At 37.7% G+C, this 24,449-nt stretch carries 24 protein-coding genes and 1 pseudogene; 10 read left to right on the forward strand and 15 right to left on the reverse strand.

The window, feature by feature from the left end; genetic code table 11:
- Positions 1-142 precede the first annotated feature (142 nt).
- Together ACSQ6I_RS10240 and ACSQ6I_RS10245 are read left to right on the forward strand one after the other, a co-directional pair.
- Entirely contained in the window at positions 143-436 is a 294-nt protein-coding gene (locus ACSQ6I_RS10240) for a type II toxin-antitoxin system HigB family toxin (protein WP_438890232.1), read from the forward strand.
- 14 nt (positions 437-450) lie between these two features.
- Positions 451-747, forward strand: coding sequence for a helix-turn-helix domain-containing protein (locus tag ACSQ6I_RS10245; RefSeq protein WP_438890233.1), 297 nt, complete (start codon positions 451-453; stop codon positions 745-747).
- A gap of 217 nt (positions 748-964) precedes the next feature.
- On the opposite strand, the gene ACSQ6I_RS10250 is transcribed toward ACSQ6I_RS10245, so the two are convergent.
- From ACSQ6I_RS10250 to ACSQ6I_RS10300, 11 genes are all read right to left on the reverse strand, one after another.
- Positions 965-2,131, reverse strand: a complete 1,167-nt coding sequence (locus ACSQ6I_RS10250; protein WP_438890234.1) for a baeRF3 domain-containing protein — start codon at positions 2,129-2,131, stop codon at positions 965-967.
- Between the two features lie 152 nt (positions 2,132-2,283).
- The gene (locus ACSQ6I_RS10255) at positions 2,284-2,940 is read right to left on the reverse strand and encodes a DUF1361 domain-containing protein (protein WP_438890235.1); all 657 of its coding nucleotides are present in this window, start codon (positions 2,938-2,940) and stop codon (positions 2,284-2,286) included.
- Between the two features lie 133 nt (positions 2,941-3,073).
- Positions 3,074-3,553, reverse strand: coding sequence for a hypothetical protein (locus ACSQ6I_RS10260; RefSeq protein WP_438890236.1), 480 nt, complete (start codon positions 3,551-3,553; stop codon positions 3,074-3,076).
- A gap of 440 nt (positions 3,554-3,993) precedes the next feature.
- The gene (locus tag ACSQ6I_RS10265; protein WP_438890237.1) at positions 3,994-4,758 is read right to left on the reverse strand and encodes an energy-coupling factor ABC transporter ATP-binding protein; all 765 of its coding nucleotides are present in this window, start codon (positions 4,756-4,758) and stop codon (positions 3,994-3,996) included.
- Between the two features lie 42 nt (positions 4,759-4,800).
- A complete protein-coding gene (locus ACSQ6I_RS10270) occupies positions 4,801-5,469 on the reverse strand; it encodes an energy-coupling factor transporter transmembrane component T family protein (protein WP_438890238.1) in 669 nt (222 codons plus the stop codon).
- Positions 5,462-6,385, reverse strand: coding sequence for an energy-coupling factor ABC transporter permease (locus ACSQ6I_RS10275; RefSeq protein ID WP_438890239.1), 924 nt, complete (start codon positions 6,383-6,385; stop codon positions 5,462-5,464). The genes ACSQ6I_RS10270 and ACSQ6I_RS10275 overlap by 8 nt, the downstream gene beginning before the upstream one ends.
- Positions 6,386-6,659: 274 nt before the next feature.
- Positions 6,660-6,923 (reverse strand): Txe/YoeB family addiction module toxin, encoded by a 264-nt coding sequence (locus ACSQ6I_RS10280; RefSeq protein WP_438890240.1) that lies wholly within the window; start codon positions 6,921-6,923, stop codon positions 6,660-6,662.
- Entirely contained in the window at positions 6,904-7,155 is a 252-nt protein-coding gene (locus ACSQ6I_RS10285) for a hypothetical protein (protein ID WP_438890241.1), read from the reverse strand. Before ACSQ6I_RS10285 ends, ACSQ6I_RS10280 begins: the two co-directional genes overlap by 20 nt.
- 78 nt (positions 7,156-7,233) lie before the next feature.
- Complete coding sequence (locus tag ACSQ6I_RS10290) at positions 7,234-8,595, reverse strand: hypothetical protein (protein WP_438890242.1); 1,362 nt, start codon at positions 8,593-8,595, stop codon at positions 7,234-7,236.
- Between the two features lie 218 nt (positions 8,596-8,813).
- A complete protein-coding gene (locus ACSQ6I_RS10295; protein WP_438890243.1) occupies positions 8,814-9,980 on the reverse strand; it encodes a hypothetical protein in 1,167 nt (388 codons plus the stop codon).
- A 366-nt stretch (positions 9,981-10,346) separates the two neighbouring features.
- Positions 10,347-10,538 carry a CbtB domain-containing protein gene (locus tag ACSQ6I_RS10300; RefSeq protein WP_438890244.1) on the reverse strand — a complete coding sequence of 64 codons (192 nt, stop codon included), beginning with the start codon at positions 10,536-10,538 and terminating at the stop codon, positions 10,347-10,349.
- A gap of 311 nt (positions 10,539-10,849) precedes the next feature.
- Here ACSQ6I_RS10300 and ACSQ6I_RS10305 point away from each other — a divergent pair, with 311 nt between their 5' ends.
- The 6 genes from ACSQ6I_RS10305 (at position 10,850) to ACSQ6I_RS10330 (ending at position 16,749) form a co-directional block, all read left to right on the forward strand.
- The gene (locus ACSQ6I_RS10305; protein ID WP_438890302.1) at positions 10,850-11,875 is read left to right on the forward strand and encodes a multicopper oxidase domain-containing protein; all 1,026 of its coding nucleotides are present in this window, start codon (positions 10,850-10,852) and stop codon (positions 11,873-11,875) included.
- A 263-nt stretch (positions 11,876-12,138) separates the two neighbouring features.
- Positions 12,139-12,669, forward strand: coding sequence for a ferric reductase-like transmembrane domain-containing protein (locus tag ACSQ6I_RS10310; protein WP_438890245.1), 531 nt, complete (start codon positions 12,139-12,141; stop codon positions 12,667-12,669).
- Positions 12,670-12,719: 50 nt separating this feature from the next.
- Positions 12,720-13,949 (forward strand): WD40 repeat domain-containing protein, encoded by a 1,230-nt coding sequence (locus ACSQ6I_RS10315; RefSeq protein ID WP_438890246.1) that lies wholly within the window; start codon positions 12,720-12,722, stop codon positions 13,947-13,949.
- A gap of 101 nt (positions 13,950-14,050) precedes the next feature.
- Positions 14,051-15,100, forward strand: coding sequence for a helix-hairpin-helix domain-containing protein (locus tag ACSQ6I_RS10320; protein ID WP_438890247.1), 1,050 nt, complete (start codon positions 14,051-14,053; stop codon positions 15,098-15,100).
- 180 nt (positions 15,101-15,280) lie between these two features.
- Entirely contained in the window at positions 15,281-15,715 is a 435-nt protein-coding gene (locus ACSQ6I_RS10325; RefSeq protein WP_323313905.1) for a ferritin-like domain-containing protein, read from the forward strand.
- A gap of 65 nt (positions 15,716-15,780) precedes the next feature.
- Entirely contained in the window at positions 15,781-16,749 is a 969-nt protein-coding gene (locus ACSQ6I_RS10330) for an FTR1 family iron permease (protein ID WP_438890248.1), read from the forward strand.
- A gap of 160 nt (positions 16,750-16,909) precedes the next feature.
- Here ACSQ6I_RS10330 and ACSQ6I_RS10335 read toward each other — a convergent pair whose 3' ends face one another.
- On the reverse strand, positions 16,910-17,788 hold the full coding sequence (locus tag ACSQ6I_RS10335) for an ABC transporter substrate-binding protein (protein ID WP_438890249.1): 879 nt from the start codon (positions 17,786-17,788) through the stop codon (positions 16,910-16,912).
- 240 nt (positions 17,789-18,028) lie between these two features.
- The gene (locus tag ACSQ6I_RS10340) at positions 18,029-18,613 is read right to left on the reverse strand and encodes a molybdenum cofactor guanylyltransferase (RefSeq protein ID WP_438890303.1); all 585 of its coding nucleotides are present in this window, start codon (positions 18,611-18,613) and stop codon (positions 18,029-18,031) included.
- Between the two features lie 105 nt (positions 18,614-18,718).
- Between ACSQ6I_RS10340 and ACSQ6I_RS10345 the strand changes: the two are divergent.
- A pseudogene (locus ACSQ6I_RS10345) lies at positions 18,719-19,227 on the forward strand (hypothetical protein).
- Positions 19,228-19,287: 60 nt separating this feature from the next.
- Here ACSQ6I_RS10345 and ACSQ6I_RS10350 read toward each other — a convergent pair.
- Positions 19,288-21,369, reverse strand: coding sequence for a thioredoxin domain-containing protein (locus ACSQ6I_RS10350; protein WP_438890250.1), 2,082 nt, complete (start codon positions 21,367-21,369; stop codon positions 19,288-19,290).
- A gap of 784 nt (positions 21,370-22,153) precedes the next feature.
- Between ACSQ6I_RS10350 and clpP the strand changes: the two genes are divergently transcribed.
- Complete coding sequence (gene clpP, locus ACSQ6I_RS10355) at positions 22,154-22,759, forward strand: ATP-dependent Clp endopeptidase proteolytic subunit ClpP (RefSeq protein ID WP_438890251.1); 606 nt, start codon at positions 22,154-22,156, stop codon at positions 22,757-22,759.
- Positions 22,760-22,858: 99 nt separating this feature from the next.
- Here the strand turns inward: clpP and ACSQ6I_RS10360 are convergent, their stop codons facing one another.
- Entirely contained in the window at positions 22,859-23,674 is an 816-nt protein-coding gene (locus tag ACSQ6I_RS10360) for a hypothetical protein (RefSeq protein ID WP_438890252.1), read from the reverse strand.
- Positions 23,675-24,449 lie beyond the last annotated feature (775 nt).

Below are 24,449 nucleotides of genomic sequence, written 5' to 3' on the forward strand. Positions count from 1 at the left end.
TTCATTCACAGATAGTAAAAATTAATCCAAGTATTGCTTGCCAAAACCCTTATTTTTCTTTTTTGCTCCTTTGCGCGAAATAAAAAAACAATGTAGTGAGGGAAACCCCTTAGAAAATATCCTTTTAATAAAAACTATTACAATGAGAATTATTGCTCGGAGTACCCTAAGAGAATATTGGCAAAAACATCCTGATACAGAACAGCCTTTAAAAGCATGGTTTGATGATGCTTCCCGTGCAAATTGGCAAAGTCTATCAGATATTAAAGAAGTTTATGCTAATGCCAGTATTATTGCCAATAATCGAGTAGTTTTTAATATTAAAGGTAATAATTATCGTTTAATTATCCATATTCGTTATGAAATTGGCATTGTTTTTATTCGCTTTATTGGTACTCATCAAGAATATGACAGAATTGATGCTACAATTATTTAAGGAGGTTTGATGTTATGAACTTAAAACCAATTAGAACAGAAACAGATTATCAACAGGCATTAAAAGAAATTGAACAAATTTTTAATGCTGAACCTCATACACCAGAATATGAAAAATTAGATATTTTAACAACTTTAGTAGAAGTCTATGAACAACAAAACTATCCTATTGATCCGCCATCTCCCATCGCAGCTATATTATATTATTTAGAAAGTCGTAATCAAGGAATTTATAACTTTATTGAAAATTTAAAACATCATGGAGTTAGTGAAGAAATAATTAATATAGCTTTAAATGAAATGAGTCACTGATTATTGATTTTGCGTCTTTCTCTAAAACAAAAAAAGCGATTCCTGCGGTAAAAATTCGATCTTCACCGCAGCTATGACACCAAAAAACAACAATACAATAGCTGAAAAGCCTTATTTACAGCAGCTTTACAGCAATAACTCAGTTAATTGAACAAGCGATCGCAAATTAAATTATAAACAGGTGCGTTGTCCCAGGGGTGCAACACACCATTAACAATCAATATCTGAAAATTGCCGCTGCTGTTGCCCCATGTGGCATTTCCTGAGATTCAAGAGTATAAACTCTGCCACCATTTAACAGCGTGTGAACAGCAGCACAATCTAACATATCTTCATCATCTGGTTCTGGTTCTGCGTGTAAATCTACACTTGATGTTTCTGAATCAAATTTTCCCCATTTCTGCTCATCTACCGAGACAAACAAAGAATCAACTCTTTGATAATAAGCCGCTGGGATAATTTCTTTGATATCACTAGTTGCCTTGCCATTATCTTCACCAGCAAATTGTTGATAAAGTTCTATTGCTGCTTTTTTTTCTTCTTGAAAAGAAGGTGCGACAATTCTCCAAGCTTCATCATGTAATTGTTCTAAATTGATGATTTCTGGATTACCATTAATACTTTCTGCTAACAAATGGGGATAGGTATTTGCTTCTTGATAAATTGGGAATAGATACTCTACACCTGCTAATACTAAAGGTGCTTTTTCTTCTCTTAATTTCTCATGCAATGCCGTATCAATTGCATAACAAAATTGGAGAATATCTTCTTCGTGCTTTTCTCTATCAGGGCTACCTTGTCCATGAACTGAACCGGGATGTTGAGCAGAAGCAGTTGCCCCTCTTGGTGTACCAATTCTGTGCTGTACCCCTTTTTGTAACTCGTCTTCCAGGAGAGTTTCTGCTAGACGATGTGGTATATTTTCTACTTGAACTTCATTGAGACTATGGGCTGTTCCTGCAAATAATTTCACGTCTTTTTGACTCAAAGCCAAAACGTAGAAACTACCATCATTGTTAATTAAATGCAGCAACGGCTTGAGGTGAAATTGCTCACCAACAACAACTAATTCTGAAAATTCAATTGGTAAACAATAGTAACGAAATAAATTTGGGGAAATAAAAATTACCAATCCCTGATCTTGGTGTTCCCAAAAATCATCTTGGTCTAGTTCTGTAGCTGGTTTAAGCAGATTTAACGCTTCCGTGTGGCGTATCCCTATTGCGTCTAAACGTTCCTCGGCTTCTCGAATTAAATTTTTGAAGCGAATGGGATTTTGTCGAATCTCTGGCCCGGCTTTTTGCATAGGCATATACAGAGATATACATGGGGTTTCAGGATTTGCAACTAAAGTTTTGAGTTCATCAATAGACAATAGTGTCATATTATGATTTATTCCACGTCAATAAATTTGAATAATCTAAATTTATTCAACCTCTGTCGTGGTATCGCTGCATCTTTCTTTTGACGAGAAATTACATTTTCTTATTCCTTTCTTTAGATAGAATCGGCATGAGTTGTAAATCAACCTGTTAATTATCCTGCCTTGGAGATGTGAGGATTACCTGGTGGTGAATTGACATCTTTATTCACAAAACCCAAAGTTACTCGTTTCATAATCCAATACAGGCCGAAAAGAATGACAAAGGTGACAGTAATAATCACCAAGGGCTGTTTACCAAAGAGTTCCTCCACACCTTTGGTCAGTATTGCATCTGGTTGAGTAATAAAATCCCAACTGTTGAAACGCAAAAACCTGCCCCAATAAATACCAATAGCAGACAAAGCATGAGTAATTAATTCAACACCAAAAATCCATTTACTTTTACCAATGCGGTGCAAATAGTAACCTAAGTTGATGAGGGAGATTACATAAGCTTCAAATCCACCGAGAATTACTAGTAGATAAACGGGTATTAATATTAATGTAATTATCCACACAGATGGAATCCGACGGATATCATCTATTAAGTGAATTACATCAGTCAATAAATAAGGCGCATTTGGTAAAAAAGCATAAAAAGCTAGAAATCCTAGCCACCAAACCCAAGAGCGTCCAATTTTAGTGCGAAACAGCCAAATACTCAAAGCCAAGGGGATAAAAGCCAGAAATAAATTCCAAGTCATCCAACGCATATTGGTTTGTAATACTTGGGTTACAATGGCTATTAATTCAGTTAATTCTGATTTCATACGCAATAAGTGTGATTAATCTAGAATCGGTTAATCTGTGCCTTTTTTTTAGACATCTCCAAAAATTAAATATGTTTGTTTTGAAATCTTTGTAGAGACATTCTATGGAACGTCTCTACTTGATCAAAGATGTCTATTTCGATTGACTACAGTACTCATTCAGTTGATTCCCGAAGGTATCTGATTGTTTACCAGCGGTTGTGGCTGCTACGGTAAGTGTGGAGTCAATGTCTGTTCGAGCTTTTTGGATTTTTTGTCTACCAGCTGAGGAGGCTTCTGATGTTTTAGCGGTACTAAGAGCCTTAGCTGCTGTGGAAATTCCTTGACTGAGTTGATCAAAAACTTTGGCAAAATTGCTTTGAAATTCCTGGAGTTTGGAGTCTGCTAATTTTAGTTCTTGAATCGACTTGGTAACGGTTTGCAAATCTCTGGATAGTTGCAAGCTAGTTGTTACCTGTTTTCCTTTATTGTTATCAATTAGAGATGTTCCTTGATTAACGACTTTAATCAATCGTTGACACTGGGAAACTTTAGTCTCGTTACAACTAGTTACCAATAAAGCAATACTCAGACTCAGGGAAGTGATAACGGTATTTTTACGCACAAAAAACATTAATATCCAACGGCAGTAAAATCCTATTAATAGTACCGAATAATTTAGTAGTTTTGGTGCAAGTAGATTATCAATTCGTAATTCCAGTAAACAAGAATTTTTGGTCGGATGCAATACAATCGACGGCGGGGAAACCCACTGGTGTCAACTTAATGTAAAAGCCTTGTAAAAAATGAGTTTCATTGGGGAATTCTAGAAGGGTCTGCTCGCTGTGCTATCAATGGGAGTTGAGGCAGAGCCTCTGTGATAGCATTCCTAGTCTCTGACTAGGAACGAGATAAGCCTTGTAAAAACTGGGTTTCATTCGGGAATTCTAGAAGGCTCTGCCCGCTGCGCTATCAATGAGAGTTGAGGCAGAGCCTCTGTGATAGCATTCCTAGTCAGAGACTAGGAACGAGATAATTTAATTTTGTCCGACTACTTATTTTACGAATTACGAATTACCAATCTACTGGTAAACCTAACTGGTCTAAGGTTTTTCCATCTTGCAAAAGTGGCTGAATAGGGCTGTCTATTTGAATTTGACCAGCAGAGAGGACTAAAGCGCGTTGTGTGACTCTTCCTAACCAATGTAGGTCATGGGAGGCAATTAACATGACCTGAACTGGCAATTTTAATAATACTTGGGCTAAATGCCGTCGCCATGAGGGATCTAGTCCGGTGGTTGGCTCATCTAGAATGAGAATTGCTGGGTCTAGGGCTAATATTGATGCTAAGGCTGCTAAACGTCTTTGTCCTCCTGATAGTTCATGGGCTGAACGGTGGGCGTATTCTTCTAGTCCAAAGTCAGCTAATAATTGCAGTGCTTTATCAATTGCTGTTGCTGGTGAGACACCGTAGTTGCGTGGGCCAAAGGTGATATCTTCTAAGATGGTGGGCATAAATAGTTGGTCGTTGGCATCTTGGAAGGTAAAGCCGATTTGCTTCCTGATTTGGGGTAGGGTTTTTGGTTCTACGGGAATGCCGTTGATGAAAATTGAGCCACTTTGGGGATGTTTTAAGCCGATGAGGTTTTCTAGGAGGGTGCTTTTGCCTGAGCCGGTTGCACCCATTAAGGCGACGCGATCGCTTGAATTTAGTTTAAAGGAAATATCTCGTAGTACTGGTTGCTGGTGGGAATAGGCATACACCAGATTTTGTACCTCTACCACGGCAGTATGAGGATGAGAGATAGAAGTTTGGAGATGAGATGTTAAAGATGTCAAAATTCACAATATCAAGATTCACAACTGCTCTTTTACTCATATTTAATTATGAGCAAAACTCTGAAAATAAGAACTGAGAGTTATACAAGTAGCGATCGCTCCAGCTGCTAATATTGTAAGACGTTCTTTTGGTCTGAGGGTGGAATCTATGGGTAGTTGCCCATTATAACCACGAGTAACCATTGCAGCGTAAACTCGCTCTGCTCTGTCGAGGGTACGGAGATATAAAGCTCCAATCATAGCAGTACTAGCATAACGTAACCATCCGGCTGCACCATTGAGTCCTCGTAATTGGGCGCTACGTTGCATTCTCGCTACTTCTGAGAGCAATATTTCTAAATATTGCCCAGATAAAAGTAAATTTTCCTTTAACGGTGCTGGGATGGGTAAGCCTTTGAGGGCGATGCCAAAGCTGTGGGGTGGTAAGGTGAGTAAAAAGCTATTCATGGTAATTAAACAGATTAGCGATCGCACGAGTAAAAAACTAGCTCGCTCCCATCCCAAGGGTAAAGCCACCAATGATAGAAAGATTAATTCTGTACCCAATAATCCGCCTAATTTGCGAATGGGGACACGTAATAGCCACATCCACAAAAATGCGATCGCACCATACACAAGTAAATTAGACCAAGCATGATGCTTTAAAAAAGCTGCCCCAATCACTATTACTAAAGATAGTTGTAACCGTAAAGGCAAAGAAAGTTTAAGCATTCTTCGGTTTCATAACTTTGGCAATTCCAAAGGCTACCGCAAAGCAAACCGCAGCACCTACCAAACCCGCAATACTAGTGCCGATTTGTTCCAAACCTTGAATTCCATAATCAGCAAAGGGTGTTGGTACTTCTACCCTGACCTCTTCCGCTAAATTGATAAAGCCTAAATTTTCCGCTACTTTTTCTAAACCATCAGGCCATGCAGAAGCAAATAGCGACAGCACACCTGCAACCAAAATAATGCTGACAATGGGTACTAACCAGCCTTTAAATTTCTCTTCTTCTCCTGGTAATAAATCTGGTCTGGCGGTGGCTAAGTAAGTCAACACGCCCCCTGTAATCAATCCTTCCCCAATACCAATCAAAATATGTACACCCGTCATGGTGGGTAAAACTACATTGACTGATGCTGTTCCAGAAAGGGCTAATTCAATGGCACAAGCGATCGCGGCGACAACGACACCGAAACCAGCTGCAATGCCAGCCGCTAGGGGTAAACGCCCTTTGGAACCACCAAATAGCCGTTGTAAGGTTTGGGTTAATCCCCAGCCCACCCAAACGCCAATTACTGCCATGTTTAAAATATTCGAGCCTAAAGCGGTAATACCACCATCAGCAAATAACACTGCTTGAATAATTAACACCGTGGCAATACACAACATTCCTGCCCAAGGACTACCTAACATAATGGCGGCTAAAGTGCCACCTAATAAGTGTCCACTGGTTCCTCCTGCTACAGGGAAGTTAATCATCTGGGCAGCAAAAATAAAGGCTGTGGTTAATCCTAGTATGGGAGCGCGACGAACTCCATAAGCTTCTTGCGATCGCCCAAAGGCCACAAATAAAGCTGCCGCACTTGCTAAACTGGTAGCCCCTGCTACTGGAACTGAAATAAATCCATCTGGTATATGCATGAAAATCCCTGTTTTTGTGTTTTCTTTATACTATTTTAAGGAATATGACTAGAGTATCAATTTAATAAGAAAACAGTATTTTCCCTTCTTTTACAATGCCCTATTGGGGGATATTTTGGTGTTACTGAGGGTGGATTTATATTAAAAATGATACTGCAAATAATATATTTGTTTTTTGAATCATTAACATTTATAAATCTTTATGACATAATTTCAGATTTCTAACTGTTTCAATAAATTATAAATCTCAGTTTTTGGTAATTAAAGCCTGATTTTATGAATCATAATTATATTTACAAGACAGAATAATCAATAAATCTTCTTCTATTTTGTACACTAATCTATTTTCATTTGTAATTCTTCTTGACCAGTAACCTTGCAATTCATATTTTAGTTGTTCTGGTTTACCTATTCCAGAAAATGGTTCTCGTTGGATATCTTTAATTAATTCCAAGATTTTTTTAAATATTTTTTTATCTTCTTTTCCCCACTCACCTAATTGTTCAAAAGCTTCTGGTTCAAATGCTACTTTTTTCATATTCATCTAAATCAATATAAGTTAGGTTCCCCTTATCTACATTTTCTATAGCCTTGAGCAGATGTTTTTTGTTAGTCTCTGATTTGAGAAGATAGGTAGTTTCATCTTCTTCAATAGGTGATTCAACCAGGATAATAACTTCTACAACTGTTCCTGCCGGTAGTTCAGTGGTAGATAGTTCGATTTTACCGTCTTTACCGACAATAGCCGTTTGTTTAATTCCACTAAGCATAATTTTTAATTACTTTGATAAAGTTCAGATATACTCATCTTATTGTAACTCTATTGTTTGAATAAGTTAAACCACTAATCATTCTGCTGGGCATTTTCTTTCCCATTGGAAGTCAATTGATTTTATATCTGAAGACGCATGATCGGTTATCAGTCCCCTATAACCTATTTTGCGTAAAATCAGTCTGTAGACCATTGAAATTAAAAGATTTCGCTTGTACCAGAAATCTTCATCTGCTGGAAACTCTATTATTCCTCCATGAGCCAAAGAATTTCGTATTTTGCTCCAAGCTTTGATGTGTTCATTTCCTATTACATTCTCTTCTTTTAAAGCTTTTAGAACTTGAGAGGTTGACGTTTTACCCAGCATTGATAAAAGTCCAATAGCTCTGTCTTTTATATCCTCATCTCCTTTCCATTGTTCCAAATAAGTCTTGAGAGCCTTAAAATCTTTTTGATCGAGAGTTTTAATACTGAACTCATCAGCTAACTGTCCAGCCAAATTCTCAACACATACTGACAGGGATAAGACGAAAGCTTGCAGTGTTCCAGTACTTGCAATGATGACTTCAGAAAAGATTTTTGTCGTGACAAGCTGTTCAAATTTATTACACCTTACGCACTCTTCTAAATATGTTGTAAATATCTTCCAGAGTTCTTTCCTCAAGTTTGGGAATCCAATAATTGCTGGAAGCATTTTAGAGGATGTTTCAGATGGCGTATTTCTTAAGAAGATTAAAGCATCGTTTTCAAAATGGCGTATTACCATTCTCGGATATGTTAGTGATGCTGTTATAAGCGTTAAAGCTTCAGGAATCCAATTCTCTACATAAGGTGCAGAAAATCCTTCACTATTTTCCGCGCTAATATAGAATAAACTACTAGAATTACTGCTATAAAAATGAATTTTTGATCTGTTGAAATCTAGTTCATGCCTGTCATACCATGATCGAGAAAATATCTGTTCTCCACGATGCAATATTTTCTCTTCTACTAATTCAGTGAGTGGCAAATCAGGAATACTTGAGAAAACTAAATCGGTAATGTTGTTTCGATCATTACTTTCATATCTTTTAACTCTTGCAGCTAACTGGTCAAACTTACCGTGAACTATAAACTTTCCTGACGTTGATGGGTCAACATTTGGGATAGACCATCCTCCTGTCCAATGAATATTATCGTAATCTTTTGCAAAAATTCTTACTTGCGTAACTTCGCTTTGTTTTGCTTGCTTAAAAATTATGGGGCGTGCTTCTGCTGAAATCTCTATCTGGTTATGAAGTCTAAAAGAAATGGCTCCTTTCTTTTGTCCATTTATAACACCTGCCCCCTTAAACAATGGAGGACAACCATCTACAATTCCATGTACTTCAATATCATAACATTCTATTTCAAACTCACGTCCTACAAGCTTCTCAGTTAGTGATGTAATAAAAACCATTTTCAGTCAGATATCCTATGAATCTGGGGCTGTAGCTGCAATAAACTTGTTAAACCAATCGTCCTAATTTCATTCCCATACAGAGTATGGGAACTAGAAGAATAAAAACCAGCTTTTGCAAGGATTTTAGGTTAAGTTGATACCAATTATAGTTGAGAATAAACCATGCAAAATACCCCACAAAACATCACAATTCCAAGTCATAAAAGGCATTATAACTAACTTAATCTCACTTGCCGTTTTCTTAATTCCTGTAATACTAAACCAATCGCCATTCCAATACCGACAATAGCCGTAAAGTAGAATAAACCAATCAATCGGATGTATATTGGTGGTGCGATCGCTTCCACTTCGACTTCCTGCGCTACTTTTATCGGTGGAAACTGTTGTTGAGAGTCTGCTGAAGGCATTACTTCTACCTCGATTTTATGAGGTGCGCCATCAAAAAACTGTGACATCCATCTTAATTTACCTTCTTTGTTGGTAACGCCATTGTAGGCAAAGACTGTTAAATTATCTTCAAGAGCGATCGCTTTAACTTGCAATCTGGCATCCTGGATAGGTTCTCCTGTGGTGCTATCCTTCACCTGTACTCCTAAATTAGCAAGTTTTCCCACAGTCGCGGTTTTATCCCCCTCCAGACTAACTTCCATACCCTGAGATTTTTCAACTGAAGGTGCGATCGCTTCCTTATTATGAGAGTGTCCGCTACCATGAGCTTCCGCCACTTCCGCAGTTACATTAATAAACAATAGAGTAACTATAGCCACCACAGTCAACGCACTTAACAACAAACGCACTGACTGCGGTGCAATTTCTCCTTCTTGCAGTTCTTGTTGTCCACCAATCACCCAACCACCTAGCAATCCCAGTGACAATAAAATAGCTGCAATCACAGCCAAATATTTATATTTAACTGGATTTTCCCTAACATTTAAATCTAAAGTTTCCTGATAGGGAACAAAAGCATTTGCAACTAAAGGTGAAACATTTACTTTTAATTGATACTTTCCACGAATTGGGAAAATCTGCTGAATTTCTAATTTACCATCAGGTACTTTTGCTTCAATCTCCAACAATTTTGTTCCTTCAACAATAGGAAAATCTGTTGTTAATAAAGGATTGCGTTGTGGTGTCAGAATTTGTAAATTAATTAGGGCATTTTTGAGAGGTTTGCCAGCAGCATCCATTGCTTGTAAATTCAGGGTAACAGGAGATTGTTCTTTTTCTGTTCCTGCTTCAAATGGTAAAATTCTTTCCAAAGAAGGATTAGTAGAAAGTTGCACATGAGGTTTAGTCGTTTGGGAAACTCCGACAACAGAATAGAGAATAGATAAGGTAATGCAAACAGCACTGATAAATGCAAACAGGCGATATTTTTTCATCAAACTTTATGGTAAATAAAAAACATGAATTACACAGGCAATAAATCAGTAATAAATCAAATGTCAATTTTCAAATTAGAGTATGTAGAGATATAAAATCAAGTATCTCTACATACCCTCACATAACTCTCAAGTAACAACTTAGAGGGTGTTTGAAAAGTTTTAGTTGGTGATTTTAGACACTTGCTGATAACTTGCGTGGCGAAGCCATTCCCTCCTAACCCCCCTTAACAAGGAAAGAACTAGAGTCAAAGTCCTCCTTAAAAAGGAGGATCTAAAGTTTTTAATACATCAGCGACTACTTTTCAAACATCTTCTTAGACGCGAAATCACGTTATTGTCAAAAAATCTTGAAGCTATGATTATTTAGTGACAAGACACACCTAATGCATGGTGACGCAGTGAGTGTGTAGTGTTATGCGCCGGAGGATAGTTGGAGAAAAGAACAGTCCAGATGATCAAAGAAGATAACATCATATAAAGCGTTACCTGTACAGGCTTGGATAGGGTAACACCTGCGGTCTTTTGTAATACGGAAGTAAGAGAAAAAGTAGTCATTTTTGACCTCGCATAAATTAGTTTGAGTTTAGGGATTTCCAAAAAATAAATTACCCAGGAATTATAAGGTGGGTAAGCGCAAAAAGTACGCCACTATTATCGCTTAAGTTAATGGTGGGTTGCGAATTACCGTCCTATAGCCTGCGTGGCGTAGCCATACACGCCCTAAAAATTGGAGATTTTTTATTTCCAGTCCCTTGCTTGAGTTAACTTGTAAGATTATTGACAATAATTCCTAAGCCCTCTATTATACGCAGTAGTAATTGCAAATTATTTGCAATTTAATTTCTGTGCTTACCCTAATTAATCCCATGTTTGACAACTTTACCTTGAGTAAAGATAAACTTTGGAGTCGCCGTCAACTGCTAAAACTAGGTTTAGCTGGTGCTGGTGTGACTGGTGCAGCTACAATTTGGCAAATGCTAAATAGAAACAATTATGCCAATGTCAGAATACCACCAATGGAAATGGAGGCATCTAAGGGCGCTACCAATCCCATGCAGGTGCTACGTAATTTCGATTATGGGACACTTAAACAAGAAAATGGTCGCACAATCCGAGAATTTCAATTAACAGCAGGTACTTCCACAATTCAGCTTAATAGTGCTGTCTCATACAATATTTGGGATTTAAATGGCCGCATTCCAGGGCCAACCTTACGGGCTAAAGAAGGGGAACGGGTGCGGGTATTGTTTCTCAATCAAGCCGGACATTCCCATTCTCTCCATTTTCATGGTGTTCATCCCTCTGAAATGGATGGTGTGCGCCCAATAAGTAATAATAAGGCAACAATATACGAATTTGATGCTGAACCCTATGGCGTTCACTTATACCACTGTCATATAGCACCAGTAACTCGTCACATTGCTAAGGGTTTGTATGGGATGTTTATTATTGATCCTCCTCAACCCCGTCCTCCAGCTGATGAAATCGTGTTGATCATGTCTGGGTATGATGTGAATGATGATAACAAAAATGAATATTATGCGTTTAATGGTGTGCCGCATCACTATATGCACCATCCCATCCAAATTTATCAAAATCAGTTAATTCGGGTCTATGTGCTGAATATTATTGAATTTGACCCGGCTGTGACGTTTCATCTCCACGCCAATTTTTTTAATGTTTATCGTTCAGGGATGACAATGACTCCCAGTGAGAAAACCGATGTTTTAACGATGGGTGTTGCAGAAAGGCATATCTTGGAATTTGCGTTTCGTTATCCAGGTAAGTATATGTTTCATCCTCATCAGGATGCTGTGGCCGAAAATGGATGTATGGGTCAATTTGAAGTTATAGCCGCAAAGGACTTGAAAACGCCGGGAAAGAATACCTGACCTAGTTTTTCAGTTTAGTTATTTGTCACTTTTCAGAAGATTTGATATTTTTCTAAATAAGCACAACGTAAGTTTTTATCCTCTAATTTCAATTTAAAGCCTAATACCAATTTTATGTTAGGCTGCACAGAATCATGAAATTCATTGATTGATCCATCTTTATCTGTGTTTATCTGCGTTTAATTATTCTTGATATTTTATTCTATGCAGCTTCATATTAATTTGGTATAAGTCATTTTTTAGATAAAAAAGACTCAAATATTATGTTGATAAATGCTTCAATTTCTTCAGCTAATCTACTAGGATTTATTTCATTATTGAGTTATATATTAACATTATTACCTAGTTATATCAGAGCATTTTTTCCACAAATTAAAAAAGCAAAAATTACCATTTATTTATTAAAATATCGTCGCCAATTAGGTGTTATTACTTTTGTATTAGCACTAATTCATGCAGTATTAATAGTGAATAAAAGGAATTTAGATTTATTTGATATTCAAACTTATAAAATTTCTTTAGAAGGAACATTGACATTAATTATTTTTGCACTTTTAGCATTTACATCTAATGACTGGAGTGTAAAAAATATGAAGCAAAACTGGCGAAGATTACATAAATTAACTTATATAGCCATGTTTTTATTATTGTGGCACATTCAAGAAAAAATGTCTGGACAATGGAATATTCTCACCCCTATAGAACTGACGCTACTAACGGTAATTATTGGTTTATTTTGTAGACGAAGATGGTTAGAATATACTAAGGAATATAATCAAAAACAAATAAGTTAAATTATTGAATTTGGAGTGTAAACTGGGAATTTTTGAGAGGATAAATAATTATGCTAAAAATATCTCATATTTATAAAATAATTCTGAGTATAGAAGGATGTATTTTCTTCACTTTGTTAATTTTGTTATTGATAAAGTTCAACTTGAATAAAAGTAGTTATAGTATAAATCTCAATAATAAAACTATTAATAGTAAAGGTTTGTACGTTTATTCTTTAGCTATTAGCCCAGATGGAAAAACCATAGTTAATGGTAATCTAAATAAAGATATTGATGTCTGGAATTTACAAACTGGTAAAATTATTCACCAACTATGCGGACATAGAAATTCCGTTAATTCTGTTGCTATTAGCCCAAATAATCAAATTATTGCTAGTGGTAGTTGGGATAAAACTATTAAAATTTGGAGTTTACAAACTGGAAAATTAATTCAGACATTATCTGGACATACAGATGATGTGAAATCAGTTACTTTTAGTCCAGATGCAAAATTTTTAGCTAGTGGTAGCTGGGATAAAACTATTAAAATTTGGAATTTACAAACTGGAGATATTTTTATCAATTTACCACAATCTGATGAAGTGAGAACCGTTGCTTTTAGTCCAGATGGTAAAATTTTTGCTGGTGGTGGAGAAGGTGGAAAAATAATGCTTTGGTATCTACCAACAGGGAAATTAAAAATCTCTTTAGCTGCACATCAAAAACCAATTTGGTCTATAGCTTTTAGTCCAGATGGTAATTATATAGCCAGCGCTAGTTCTGACCATACTATTAAATTATGGAATATCAAAAATGGAGCATTATCGGCTGTATTAAAAGGACATAATAAAGCAGTTTATTCTGTAGTGTTTAGTCCTGATAGCGAAACTTTAGCTAGTGGGAGTTATGATAAAACAGTTAAACTGTGGAATGTGGAAAATGGTAAATTAATTAATACTTTTATCGGTCATACTAAACCTGTTTGGTCTTTAGCTTTTAGCCCTAATACTCATACTCTGGTAAGTGGGAGTGCAGATGCAACTATCAGAATTTGGACTTTACCTAAATCGGATATGTTTCGTCAAGCTGTTAATTATGCTATCAAAGCCGCTGATCTCACTCAAACAGCGAAATCATCAGAAGAATGGAAAATAGTGATTAATAATTGGCAAAAGTCTATTGATCTTATGTCTAAAATACCAACTTCTAGTATAGATTATGCGATCGCTCAAAAAAAGATTCTTGAGTATCAACGTAATTTACAATATGCGTATCATCCTGCCCATTTGAGTAATAAATAGTACAAATAATACCACTCCTTATCAAATAGTTGATAATAAATCTCATTTATGGTACATATTTATCTAACGTTATAAATAAATTTACTTAATCAGGAACAAAAATGATCAAATCTCGTTACATATTTTTGTCGATCGCTGCTTGTGCCATAATTTCTCTAAGTTCTTGCACTGACAACGCACCAACAGCAGAAAGTCCATCCAACCCAAGTACTACCCCAGTTACGGAAACAAAAAGTCATAGTGATCACGGTGGTAAAGCGCAAATTAATATTAATACTGCTATCTTGTCCGAGTTAGATAAATTTGAAGCTAAACTAGGTGTGCCGGCATTGTCGAACAAAATCCAAGCCAGCCGTCCCTATGGTTCTCCAGAAGATTTAGTCAGCAAAAAAGTAATTACTCAAGATCAGTTTGACCAAATTAAAGAGATGGTGACTGTTCAGGAAGTAGTGCTGACAGGTGAGGCTAAAGATGTTGACTACATGACCAAGTTGGGATTAATGAAGGGACATCTTTTAGTAGCAAAAGAACTCTTAGACCAAAATCAGCCAAAACAAGCTGAACCTCATATTGGACATCCAGTTGAAGAGATTTATGTGGATGTGGAAGATCAGCTAAATGAACGCAAAGTTAAAGAATTCAAAACAACCTTGGTAAGTTTGCAAGATTTAGTCAAATCTAACGCCAAGAGTGCCAAACTCAAAACTGACTTTGTGGCTTCAGTACAATCAGTAGATGGTGCGATCGCAGCCTTACCAGCAGATCAACGCAATCAACCACGATTTGTCCTCCAAGTCATCAACGGTTTGCTAGATGCAGCTAACTCAGAATACGGTGCTGCGGTGGCGAAGCCGACCGAAGGTATCGCAAATGGCAAAATTAGCGCCCCAATTGAATATCAAGACTCCCGTGGCTTTGTAGTCTACTCTAATGAACTGTATCAAGGCATTTCTAGCCAGATAGCACAAGACAATCCTGAAGCACATAAAGCAATAGATACAGCTTTGGCTGAATTGGTGAAAGTTTGGCCGACTGCTATCCCACCAACCCAAGCTATCAAAACTCCTGAAGATGTTACCAAACTGGTGAAAACCATAGAGGAAAACACCCAAAAAGTGCTAGTTTCTCCCAGCACTAAAGCACAAAGTTAGTATTTCCATACCATTGGAAGTACAGAATAACAAGTTTAAAATGAATAAGAAGAGAAAAAATAGTTAGAAGTGAAGAGAGAGGATAGTTTGGTTTTTCAACACCTGAAAAAAGTATAACTTCTAACTCAAAACTTATAACTAAATATTCTCTAACGGTAATTTTGCTTATCTTAACAACTGATGCAAGAACTTGATCAAAAAAAGGCCATAGACCTACTAAATGCCATCATGGAATTTGAACTAGCTGGGGTAGTCCGCTACACCCATTATTCCTTAATGGTGACAGGGCCAAACCGCATTCCCATCGTGGCTTTTTTCAAAGCCCAAGCCGCTGAATCTCTACTCCACGCTCAACAAGTAGGCGAAATTCTCACAGGTTTAGATGGGCATCCCTCCCTAAAAATCGCCCAAATGGAGGAAACTTATAAGCACAACGTCAAGGACATTTTGCAAGAAAGCTTAACCCACGAAAAAACAGCACTGGATTTGTACAAAAATCTGCTAGAAACTGTAACTAATGCCAGCATCTATTTAGAAGAATTCGCTCGTGGCATGATTGGACAAGAAGAGATGCACAATCTCGAACTGAAAAAAATGTTACGCGATTTCAGCTAATCATCAATACTCATTAGTCCAATAAGTTTTGGACTAATGACTCAATAACTAATAACTAAATAACTATGAATTTTAGTACTGCTATACCTACTTTTGTAATTACCCTCCGAGAAGGCGTAGAAGCTGCCCTAGTGGTGGGTATTGTCCTGGCTTTATTAAAAAAAGCAAAACAATCTCGACTCAACCCTTGGGTATATGCAGGTGTTGCAGTCGGGCTTGTTGTTAGTGCATTAATAGGCGTTTTATTCAGTTGGCTGATTAAAATATTAGGCGCAATTAACCCTCAATACACCCCTGTCGTTGAACCGATGTTAGAAGGTGTATTTAGTGTGTTAGCAATAGTCATGCTTAGTTGGATGCTGATCTGGATGACTAAACAAGCCAGATTTATGAAAGCACAAGTTGAGGGCGCTGTTACAGAAGCACTAACACAAAATTCAAATGCAGGTTGGGGAGTTTTTAGTTTAATTTTAGTCGCCGTTGTTCGTGAAGGGTTTGAAACGGTTCTATTTGTGGCAGCAAATTTTCAACAGGGATTAATACCTACATTAGGCGCACTTAGTGGTTTAGCAGCAGCATCAGCAATAGGTGTGCTGTTATTTAAATGGGGTGTCAAAATTAATATCCGCCAGTTTTTCCAGGTAATGGGCATTTTATTAGTTTTGATTGTGGCTGGATTAGTAGTTTCAGCTTTACAACATTTTGATACCGCAATGTCTAGTCTTGCACTCAGCAATCGCGCTTCCGAAAATCTTTGTTTCTATTACGAACGGTTTACCAAAGTTCATTCTTGTATTTTAGGGCCAATGGTTTGGAATACTGCCAACATTTTGCCTGATGACAATTTTCCCGGTATTATTTTTAAATCTTTGTTTGGCTACAGAGATAAAATCTATATCGTCCAAGCCGTAGGATATTTTGTGTTTCTACTCAGCATTGGTGGTTTGTATTTACGCAGCATTACAGGTGCTTCTCCTCAGGAGAAAAAGAATATTAGGGTTAATCAAAAACCAATTAGTTCTTTGAAGGATTAAAATACAGCAGAATTCAGGAGCCAGGAGTAAAACTAGCTTGGTACCTGGCTTTGAATTTAAATTCCCTACCGTATGGCTACGCCACGCAAGCTATCGACTGACGCTCACGGAAGCCTTATTTATCTGCAATTTGCTGTAGTTTGTAATTAATTTGAGATTTTTATTTTACTAAAAAGATTTTCTGTAACTCCAGAGAAGCTTTTTCAATTGTTTCTAAACTACCTGGATTTACAAGTCCGTAATAATCAAAAACATAAACTCGATTATTTTTAGTCGCTTGTAACTGCTGCCAAAACGGTTCTTTTTTTAATGAATCTAACAGCGTTGGTTCAGCATTAACTACAATTAAAACTTCTGGGTTAGCCTCTAAAACTTTTTCAGCCGAGAGTGTCACATATCCACCTATGGGACTCGTACCTTGTAATTCTGCGGCTATATTTTTTGCACCAAATCTAGAAATTAAATCACCTGCCCAACTATTTTTATTAGGTGTTAAAATCGGTTGACGACTAACCAGGACTAAAGTAGAAATATTTAGAGTTGAGTTAGCAGGTAAAAAGGTTTTGTAGCGATTTAATAAAGGCTGGGGATCTACATCAATTGACTGAGCAAGTTTTTTTGTTAGTTCTTCTAGAGATTGCCAATTATTTACTTGAGTTGATAAAGTAGCTATTCCTAGCTGTTTAAGTTTCTGAATAGTTACATCAGAAAAGCCTGCTGCACCAATAACTAAATCTGGTTTTAAAGAGACAATTTTTTCTAAATTTGGGATACTCCGACCTTCGCTAACGCGGGGAATATCTTGAAGTTTAGGGTTATCTTTAAATAAGGTACTACCAGTTACTCCTACAAGTTTAGTTTTATCAAGTTGAGAGATAATATCAGCAGAAAGAGAAGAAAGTGCTACAACTCTTTTGGCTGAAGTTTGTGGTAATTGTTGTACTGGTATGACGTTAGATTGGGTTTGAGTTGTTGCTGTGGTACAGGAGAATAGAAATAGAGTTAATATGAGTGCTATTGCAGATGATTTCCAACGCATGATTATTGTTTTTTAACGCAGAGGTATCGCAGAGGAACACAGAGTTTTTTGAGGTTAAGGGACTTCCAAATAAAAAATGTACAAAGATTTCTTGTGGTGTAGGCTGAAAAGCCCGCTAATCAACAAAGGACGGGCAGGACTTGTACTGAGCTTGTCGAAGTATGCCCATCCCACAAGATTGGATAATTTATTTTTTGGTGTTCCCTAAGAGGAGATAGATGTTTATATTTTTATTATTACTCAATTCAATAAAAATTGTTGTACATCTTCTGGGGTGTTACAGTTAAAGAGCATATCTGGTGATGATAATGGTAAAACTGCTACTGGATATAGTTTTAGCCATTCTTGAAATGAGCGTCCTCCTTGGTTAATAAAATCCTGAAGTAGAGGTAAACATTTGCAGCGATAAAAGCCACATAGAGGTTCCCAGCCTTTAGTATTTTTTACTAAAAGGGCAATATTTTCTGATTCTACAGTATCAACTAATTTTACCCAATTTTGCAACACTTCAATTTGCAAGTTTGGTAAGTCACAAGCTAATAATAATACCCATTCTGTTTTTACTTTTTCTAGTCCTTGAACAAAACCTACTAGGGGTCCTTGTGTTTGTGTGGATATTTCTGGAATGAATTCACATTCAGGTAAGTGCAAGTTTTGATAACGTTCTGGCCAAGGTGTGACTATATATATGGTATCAGTGCAACTTTTAGCAACGTTACAAACTTTTTTCAATAATGGGATTCCCTGCATGGGAATTAAGGCTTTATCCTCACCCATACGTGAACTTTTACCACCGGCTAATATTATGACGCTTAAATCAGTCATGGATAGATTATAATTTAGGGTCATATATAATTATGATATAGCAAGATATCCGTGTTCTACCAGTTGAATTGAAATTAACTTATTTATGGATTGAGGTTAATACAAATGACACAGGAATTAATTGATCTTAGAAATAGCATTTTGCAAGGACATTATGCAGATGCTTTAGCAATTGTGGATGAATTAGAAGGAATGAGTAAACAAGCAATTCTGGGTAACATCCAATTTTACTGATTCATTTAATTAAAAATCAAATAGAACAGAGATTAACAAATTCTTGGTCTGCTTCTATTCGTAATTCAATTAGAGAAATTAAAAAAGTGAATATTAAAGATAATAAAAAATCTTACTATATCAATCAAGATGAATGGGAAAATTTCATAGAAGAGGAAGTAATTTAAGATGCCATAGCTGATGCCAGTTTGGAAGTAATGAATGGTATCTATAGCCAATTTCAACTTGCTGATATCATCAATAGAACACAGCTAATTGCAACAGCTTTGAAGTTTTTGGCGTTAACTTATTCCTATTCAGCCAAAGAATTACCCACAGTTGTAGCAGAAACATTAACTCAGCTACCAGGTGGTGAAGATTGGAAAGCAGGGAAAAGGTGAATAATTTCTATATTTTGTAGGGTGGGCATTGCCCACCATGTGTAGTATATACTACTACCACTAACCTCTATTTTGGCTGCGCTGTACCTGTTCTAACAACTGCTCAACACTCGCTGGTGCGGGAAGACATTTCAAACCTTGACAGACTAAGCCAACGCTTCCCTCTGGTAAATCTGATACCATCGCAAAGGCAACTGTTGGCAGATATTTGTTGATTAATGATGTTATTTGTTCAGTACTAGTCCGAATTAAGGTTGAGTTATGATACCAATCTAAAGCAGTAAATAAACTAGGACAAGCTTGGGGAGAATTACTCATTACACCTTTAAAGGCTGTCAAACCTTGTTCAGCTAAATCGAGATAATGCAAATTATCAGTCAATAAAGCTAGACGCACTAAATTAGCGATCGCAATCCCATTGGCTGAAGGTGTAGCATTATCTATATAACTACGCTCTCGGACAATTAAATCTTGACTATTATCACTGGACGTATTGAAATAACCACCTAGTTCTATACTCCATAAAAATTCGTCAAATTCATCTTGGAGAGAAACAGCTTTTTCCAACCAATCAGAGTCCTGAGTAGAAACATGATCAAGTTGTCCCAAAGTAGCTTGGTGTAAATCCAGCAATGCCTTAATAAAAAAAGCGTAATCTTCAGATTGAGCCAAAACCGTCGCTTCACCTTCATAATTGAGTCGGTGAAAACGTCCATCGACAAACTGATGATCTAAGATAAACCTAGCCGCTTGTGCCGCTAATTCCAGATAATTTGGTTGTTGGAAAACCTCAGCAGCCCTAGCCAAACCAGAAATCATCAAACTATTCCAGGCTACAATCATCTTAGTATCAGTCACCGCCGGAATCCGACCAGGCCAGTTAGTCGTTTTCGCTTCCTGATTATCTCGCGCTGGCGGAAAATTTGACAGTGACTCAGGTATAGCACCATAACGAGCCGTAAACAACTTACTCAAAGCAATTTCCAGCGTTTGGCTCAGTTCCCCTGGATGTAACCTTTGTAAAACAATCTGTCCTTCAAAATTCCCGTTAGCAGTAACAGCAAACTGTTGTTGTAATTCTTTTAGCTCTTCAGTCGTTAACAGTTGTTGTAATTCCCGGTAACTCCAGACATAAAAAGTGCCTTCTTCCGGTTCTATAGCTGTGGAATTAATGAAGCTATCAGCATCTTGAGCCGCATAAAAGTACCCCCCCTGTGCAGTCATCTCCCGTTGTAACCATTTTACAGTTCCAGCCACAGCCCTCTCAAAAGCCGGTTCCTGTATTCCTCCACTCCACAAATTCGCCAGATATTCGATAATTTGACCATTATCATAGAGCATCTTTTCAAAATGGGGGACAGTCCAAGTGGGGTCAACAGTGTAGCGATGAAAACCACCACCCACATGATCATAAATACCACCCAAAGCTAAATCTAGTCCCCGTTGAGTACAAACTTGCTGTCCATTATATTGAGATTGATAATTAAACCGAGTTCCGCGCAATGCAAATTCAGCATAGGGGATCATCGGAAAACTATTACCAACCTGCTTAGAAGTGATGATCCCCGTGCAAGTTTCCCATCCTCTCTGCAATAATTGATTATCTGCAACTTCCTGACTAGTAACCTTTTGCAATACCGCAGATGTCAGCAAAGCCTCAACAATTAACGCTTTGCGTTGGCGTAACTCGTCTTTTTCTGTATCGTAATAACGGCGCAGAGCTTCCAAAACCTGTAAAAATCCAGGACGACCATAGCGGGGATCAACAGGAAAGTAAGTTCCAGCGTAAAACGGCACTAAATCATCTGCCGCCAAAAAAACATTTAAAGGCCAACCCCCCTGACCACTCATGAATTGCAAAGTCTGCATATAGATACTATCGAGATCAGGTCTTTCTTCCCTGTCTACTTTGATAGGTAGAAAGTTGGCATTCATATATTGAGCAATTTCTAAATCAGAAAACGCTTCCCCTTCCATCACAGTACACCAATGGCAACTAGAGTAACCAATGGAGAGAAAAATCGGTTTATTTTGCACCCTTGCAGTTTCCAGTGCTTCATCACACCAAGGCCACCAATCAATCGGGTTTTCGGCGTGTTTGCGGAGATAAAGGCTTTTCTCTTCAGCAAGGCGATTAGTCATGATCAAATCATCTGCCCTTTTATCACCAGTCTAGCCTGTTGATTGGGCATGAGGCATTGGAGAGATGGGAAGATGAGGAGAATATTTATCTTTCTTCTGCTCCCTAGCTATCCATTACTTAAAAAAGTGAATCGTTGAACCGATAACAGCCGGCGGCATTTCCGAAATAGGTGATATAGTCTTTCGAGGAATTTGAGTACTAGCGTTTAGTCCAGCGATCAGGTGCAGTAAAAAGGTAATTAAAGCAGCTTGTATAAATCTTTCGAGCATAGTACTTCTCTCTCTCTTGATGAATAGCATTTCAAGTAAGATTGGTTATTCTAAATACACCTCATACTCCCGGTTTACCGGATTTGCTAAATATGTCCGGATAATTAACCAAAAAAAATGTGAAAAAATGTGAAAAAAGTTACTAACACCTAAAAAATAATTTCAACTAATCTGCGATCGCCAAATGAAGACAAACCAGCGGCATAAGTCACATAATTAGGGTGCAGTTTACAAGGGTCAGAACAGGACTTAATTTTCCTTTCATTTAGCCTCTTTTCATCTCACCATACCCACTTAGACACCTATCACTATCAAAAAGTGCCTGAAAATTTTTTTTTGATTTGAGATAACTGATTGTAGACCGACCTTTCAGACGAATCCGCTTGCTGAGAACCGATTAGGAGGTAAAATTTTCGATTTATGAAGATTTTTGCCAAAGGTTAATTTAGCCGTCTCAACACAAATAGCCTTTGTCGTCGATAGAATAAGTTACAAATAGCTACAAATACGCTCAATGATTCCAATCGTTATTGAACAATCGGGTCGCGGCGAACGCGCCTTTGATATCTACTCACGGCTGTTACGTGAGCGCATTATCTTTTTAGGTCAACAGGTTGATAGCAGTCTCGCTAACTTGATTGTTGCCCAATTGTTGTTCTTAGATTCTGAAGACCCGGAGAAAGACATTTATATGTACATAAATTCTCCCGGTGGTTCGGTGACGGCGGGGATGGGCATTTTTGACACCATGAAGCACATCCGTCCTGATGTCTGTACTATTTGTACCGGACTAGCCGCAAGTATGGGTGCTTTTCTTCTCAGTGCTGGTGCTAAGGGTAAACGGATGAGTTTACCCCATTCACGAATTATGATTCATCAACCTCTAGGTGGCGCTCAAGGACAAGCGACTGATATTGAAATTCAGGCGCGGGAAATTTTATACCACAAAAAGCGGTTGAATGATTATTTAGCTGAACACACAGGCCAGCCGATTGAGCGCATTGCGGAGGATACTGAACGTGACTTTTTTATGTCTCCAGAGGAAGCCCAGGAATACGGTTTAATTGACCAAGTGATTGACCGTCACGCCGTCGGTATTCGTCCAATGGCCATAGTCTAAAGTACCGAGTACTTAGTACCGAGTATCGAGTGCCTAGTACCTAGTTTTGGGTAAATTTTTATTGTTACTCAATACTCAATACTCAATACTCGGTACTATTTAAAACCCCGCAATAGGATCTGGCTGAGATTTAAGGTAGTTGAGAAAATCTAGTAACTCTTCTTCACTGAGTAAAGAACGTCCTAACTTACCGTAGGTTTTTTTGAGATATTCTCGTCCTTGTTCTTTTGTCCAGGCTAATCGCTCTATTTGTACATCTGTTTGAGCAATAACATCAGATAAATTAACTGGTTCATTTTTCTTCTTCCTGGTTCCTATCCCTGATGGAAAACCAATATCTTCTGAGGAAGAATAATTGCGTGGTGTAAAGGGTGTAACGTTACTAGCAGTGATTCCTGGTGAAGATTGATGTTCAGGTTCTGGACTAAATGACATCTCCAGTTTTTCTGTTGCGATATCCAGTTGTTCTTCTCTGGTGACACTTCCCAAAGTGACTTGAGTTAAGGGTTGGTTGTATGTATCACTTGTGTTGTTGTATTCGATCGCAGGGGGTGAAGATATTTCTGTATTTTTAGTCACTGACCATTGAGTACTGGCAACATCCTGGGAGGTGGGGACAGACTCACGTAAAGCAGTTGTGGTATTTACAGTTGTCTTGACTGGGACTGGGGAAATAGGTTTTGGGGAAAATGCTACTCTTCCCTCTGTCTCATTTGTGATTCCTAAAAGCATTAATGCCCTATTTCTGGCCTGGTCTTCAGCGGCTTCTACGGTTTCTGCTGCTGCCATTCCAGTGGCGCGGGTAACGCCTTCAATTTGTAGGCTAACTCGGACGATATATTTTCCTTGGAAAATTTGTACTAATTCCGAAATAATGCTGCCGTTGGGATACAAGCTCTGAAATTGAGCCAACATAATCATGCCACCCATCTAAATATGTTTAACTTTAGTTGTACTTGTAAGATTTCCAGGTACTTTTCACGCTATGATCATTTGTCACGATTGTAGCAGTAGCTGTTTTTTGCGAAAATTTTTAGCTACTGTTGACAAAATCAGGGTGTTCTTCCTTTCAATGCTATACTAATTACCCAATTCGATATCTAGAAGTATTTTGTGGAAGTGCGCTCTAAATCTACAATAATAAAGATAAGGTTCGCCCTCATTGCAAGTCACAACTGCTTACCTGATTGTTACCGATTCTACAGATGGTAAAATTGGGTTAATAGGCAGTTTCTCTCAGTTAAATTTCAGATGATCATGGCGTGGAATTACCTTTAATCTAGACAATCAGACACCTGTGCCTTCCCTAGCTACCTGCCTTTGGGTAACATCGAGAGTTGTGTAAATCAAACCTCTCAACAACCCATTGTGTAATTACCTGGTGAGGCCAAGTCGAGTATCAGGAGTGCCTTGTTAAGATTGGTTAGTTGAAGAAAGTTTTACCCAAGTGAATTCTGAGAGTATCGTGCAGTGAGAAGTCCGAGCAGAGGCTTACTCTGACAGGAACTTTGGCAGCCTTGCCTTAGATTACTTCTTTGCAGGAGTACGGGCAATTCGTTTGTAGCAAGTATCTGTAAGCCGTGAGGGTATACAGGGAAGAACCAGATTAAACACCGGACACTTTAACGCCAATCACAGGCCAGTTGCTACAACGGGAGGGAACTCCTGAAATGTAGTAGCTCCTCAAGTT

It is taken from the genome of Anabaena sp. WFMT, from assembly GCF_051781005.1.
In the GTDB taxonomy this organism is placed as follows: Bacteria; Cyanobacteriota; Cyanobacteriia; order Cyanobacteriales; family Nostocaceae; genus Anabaena.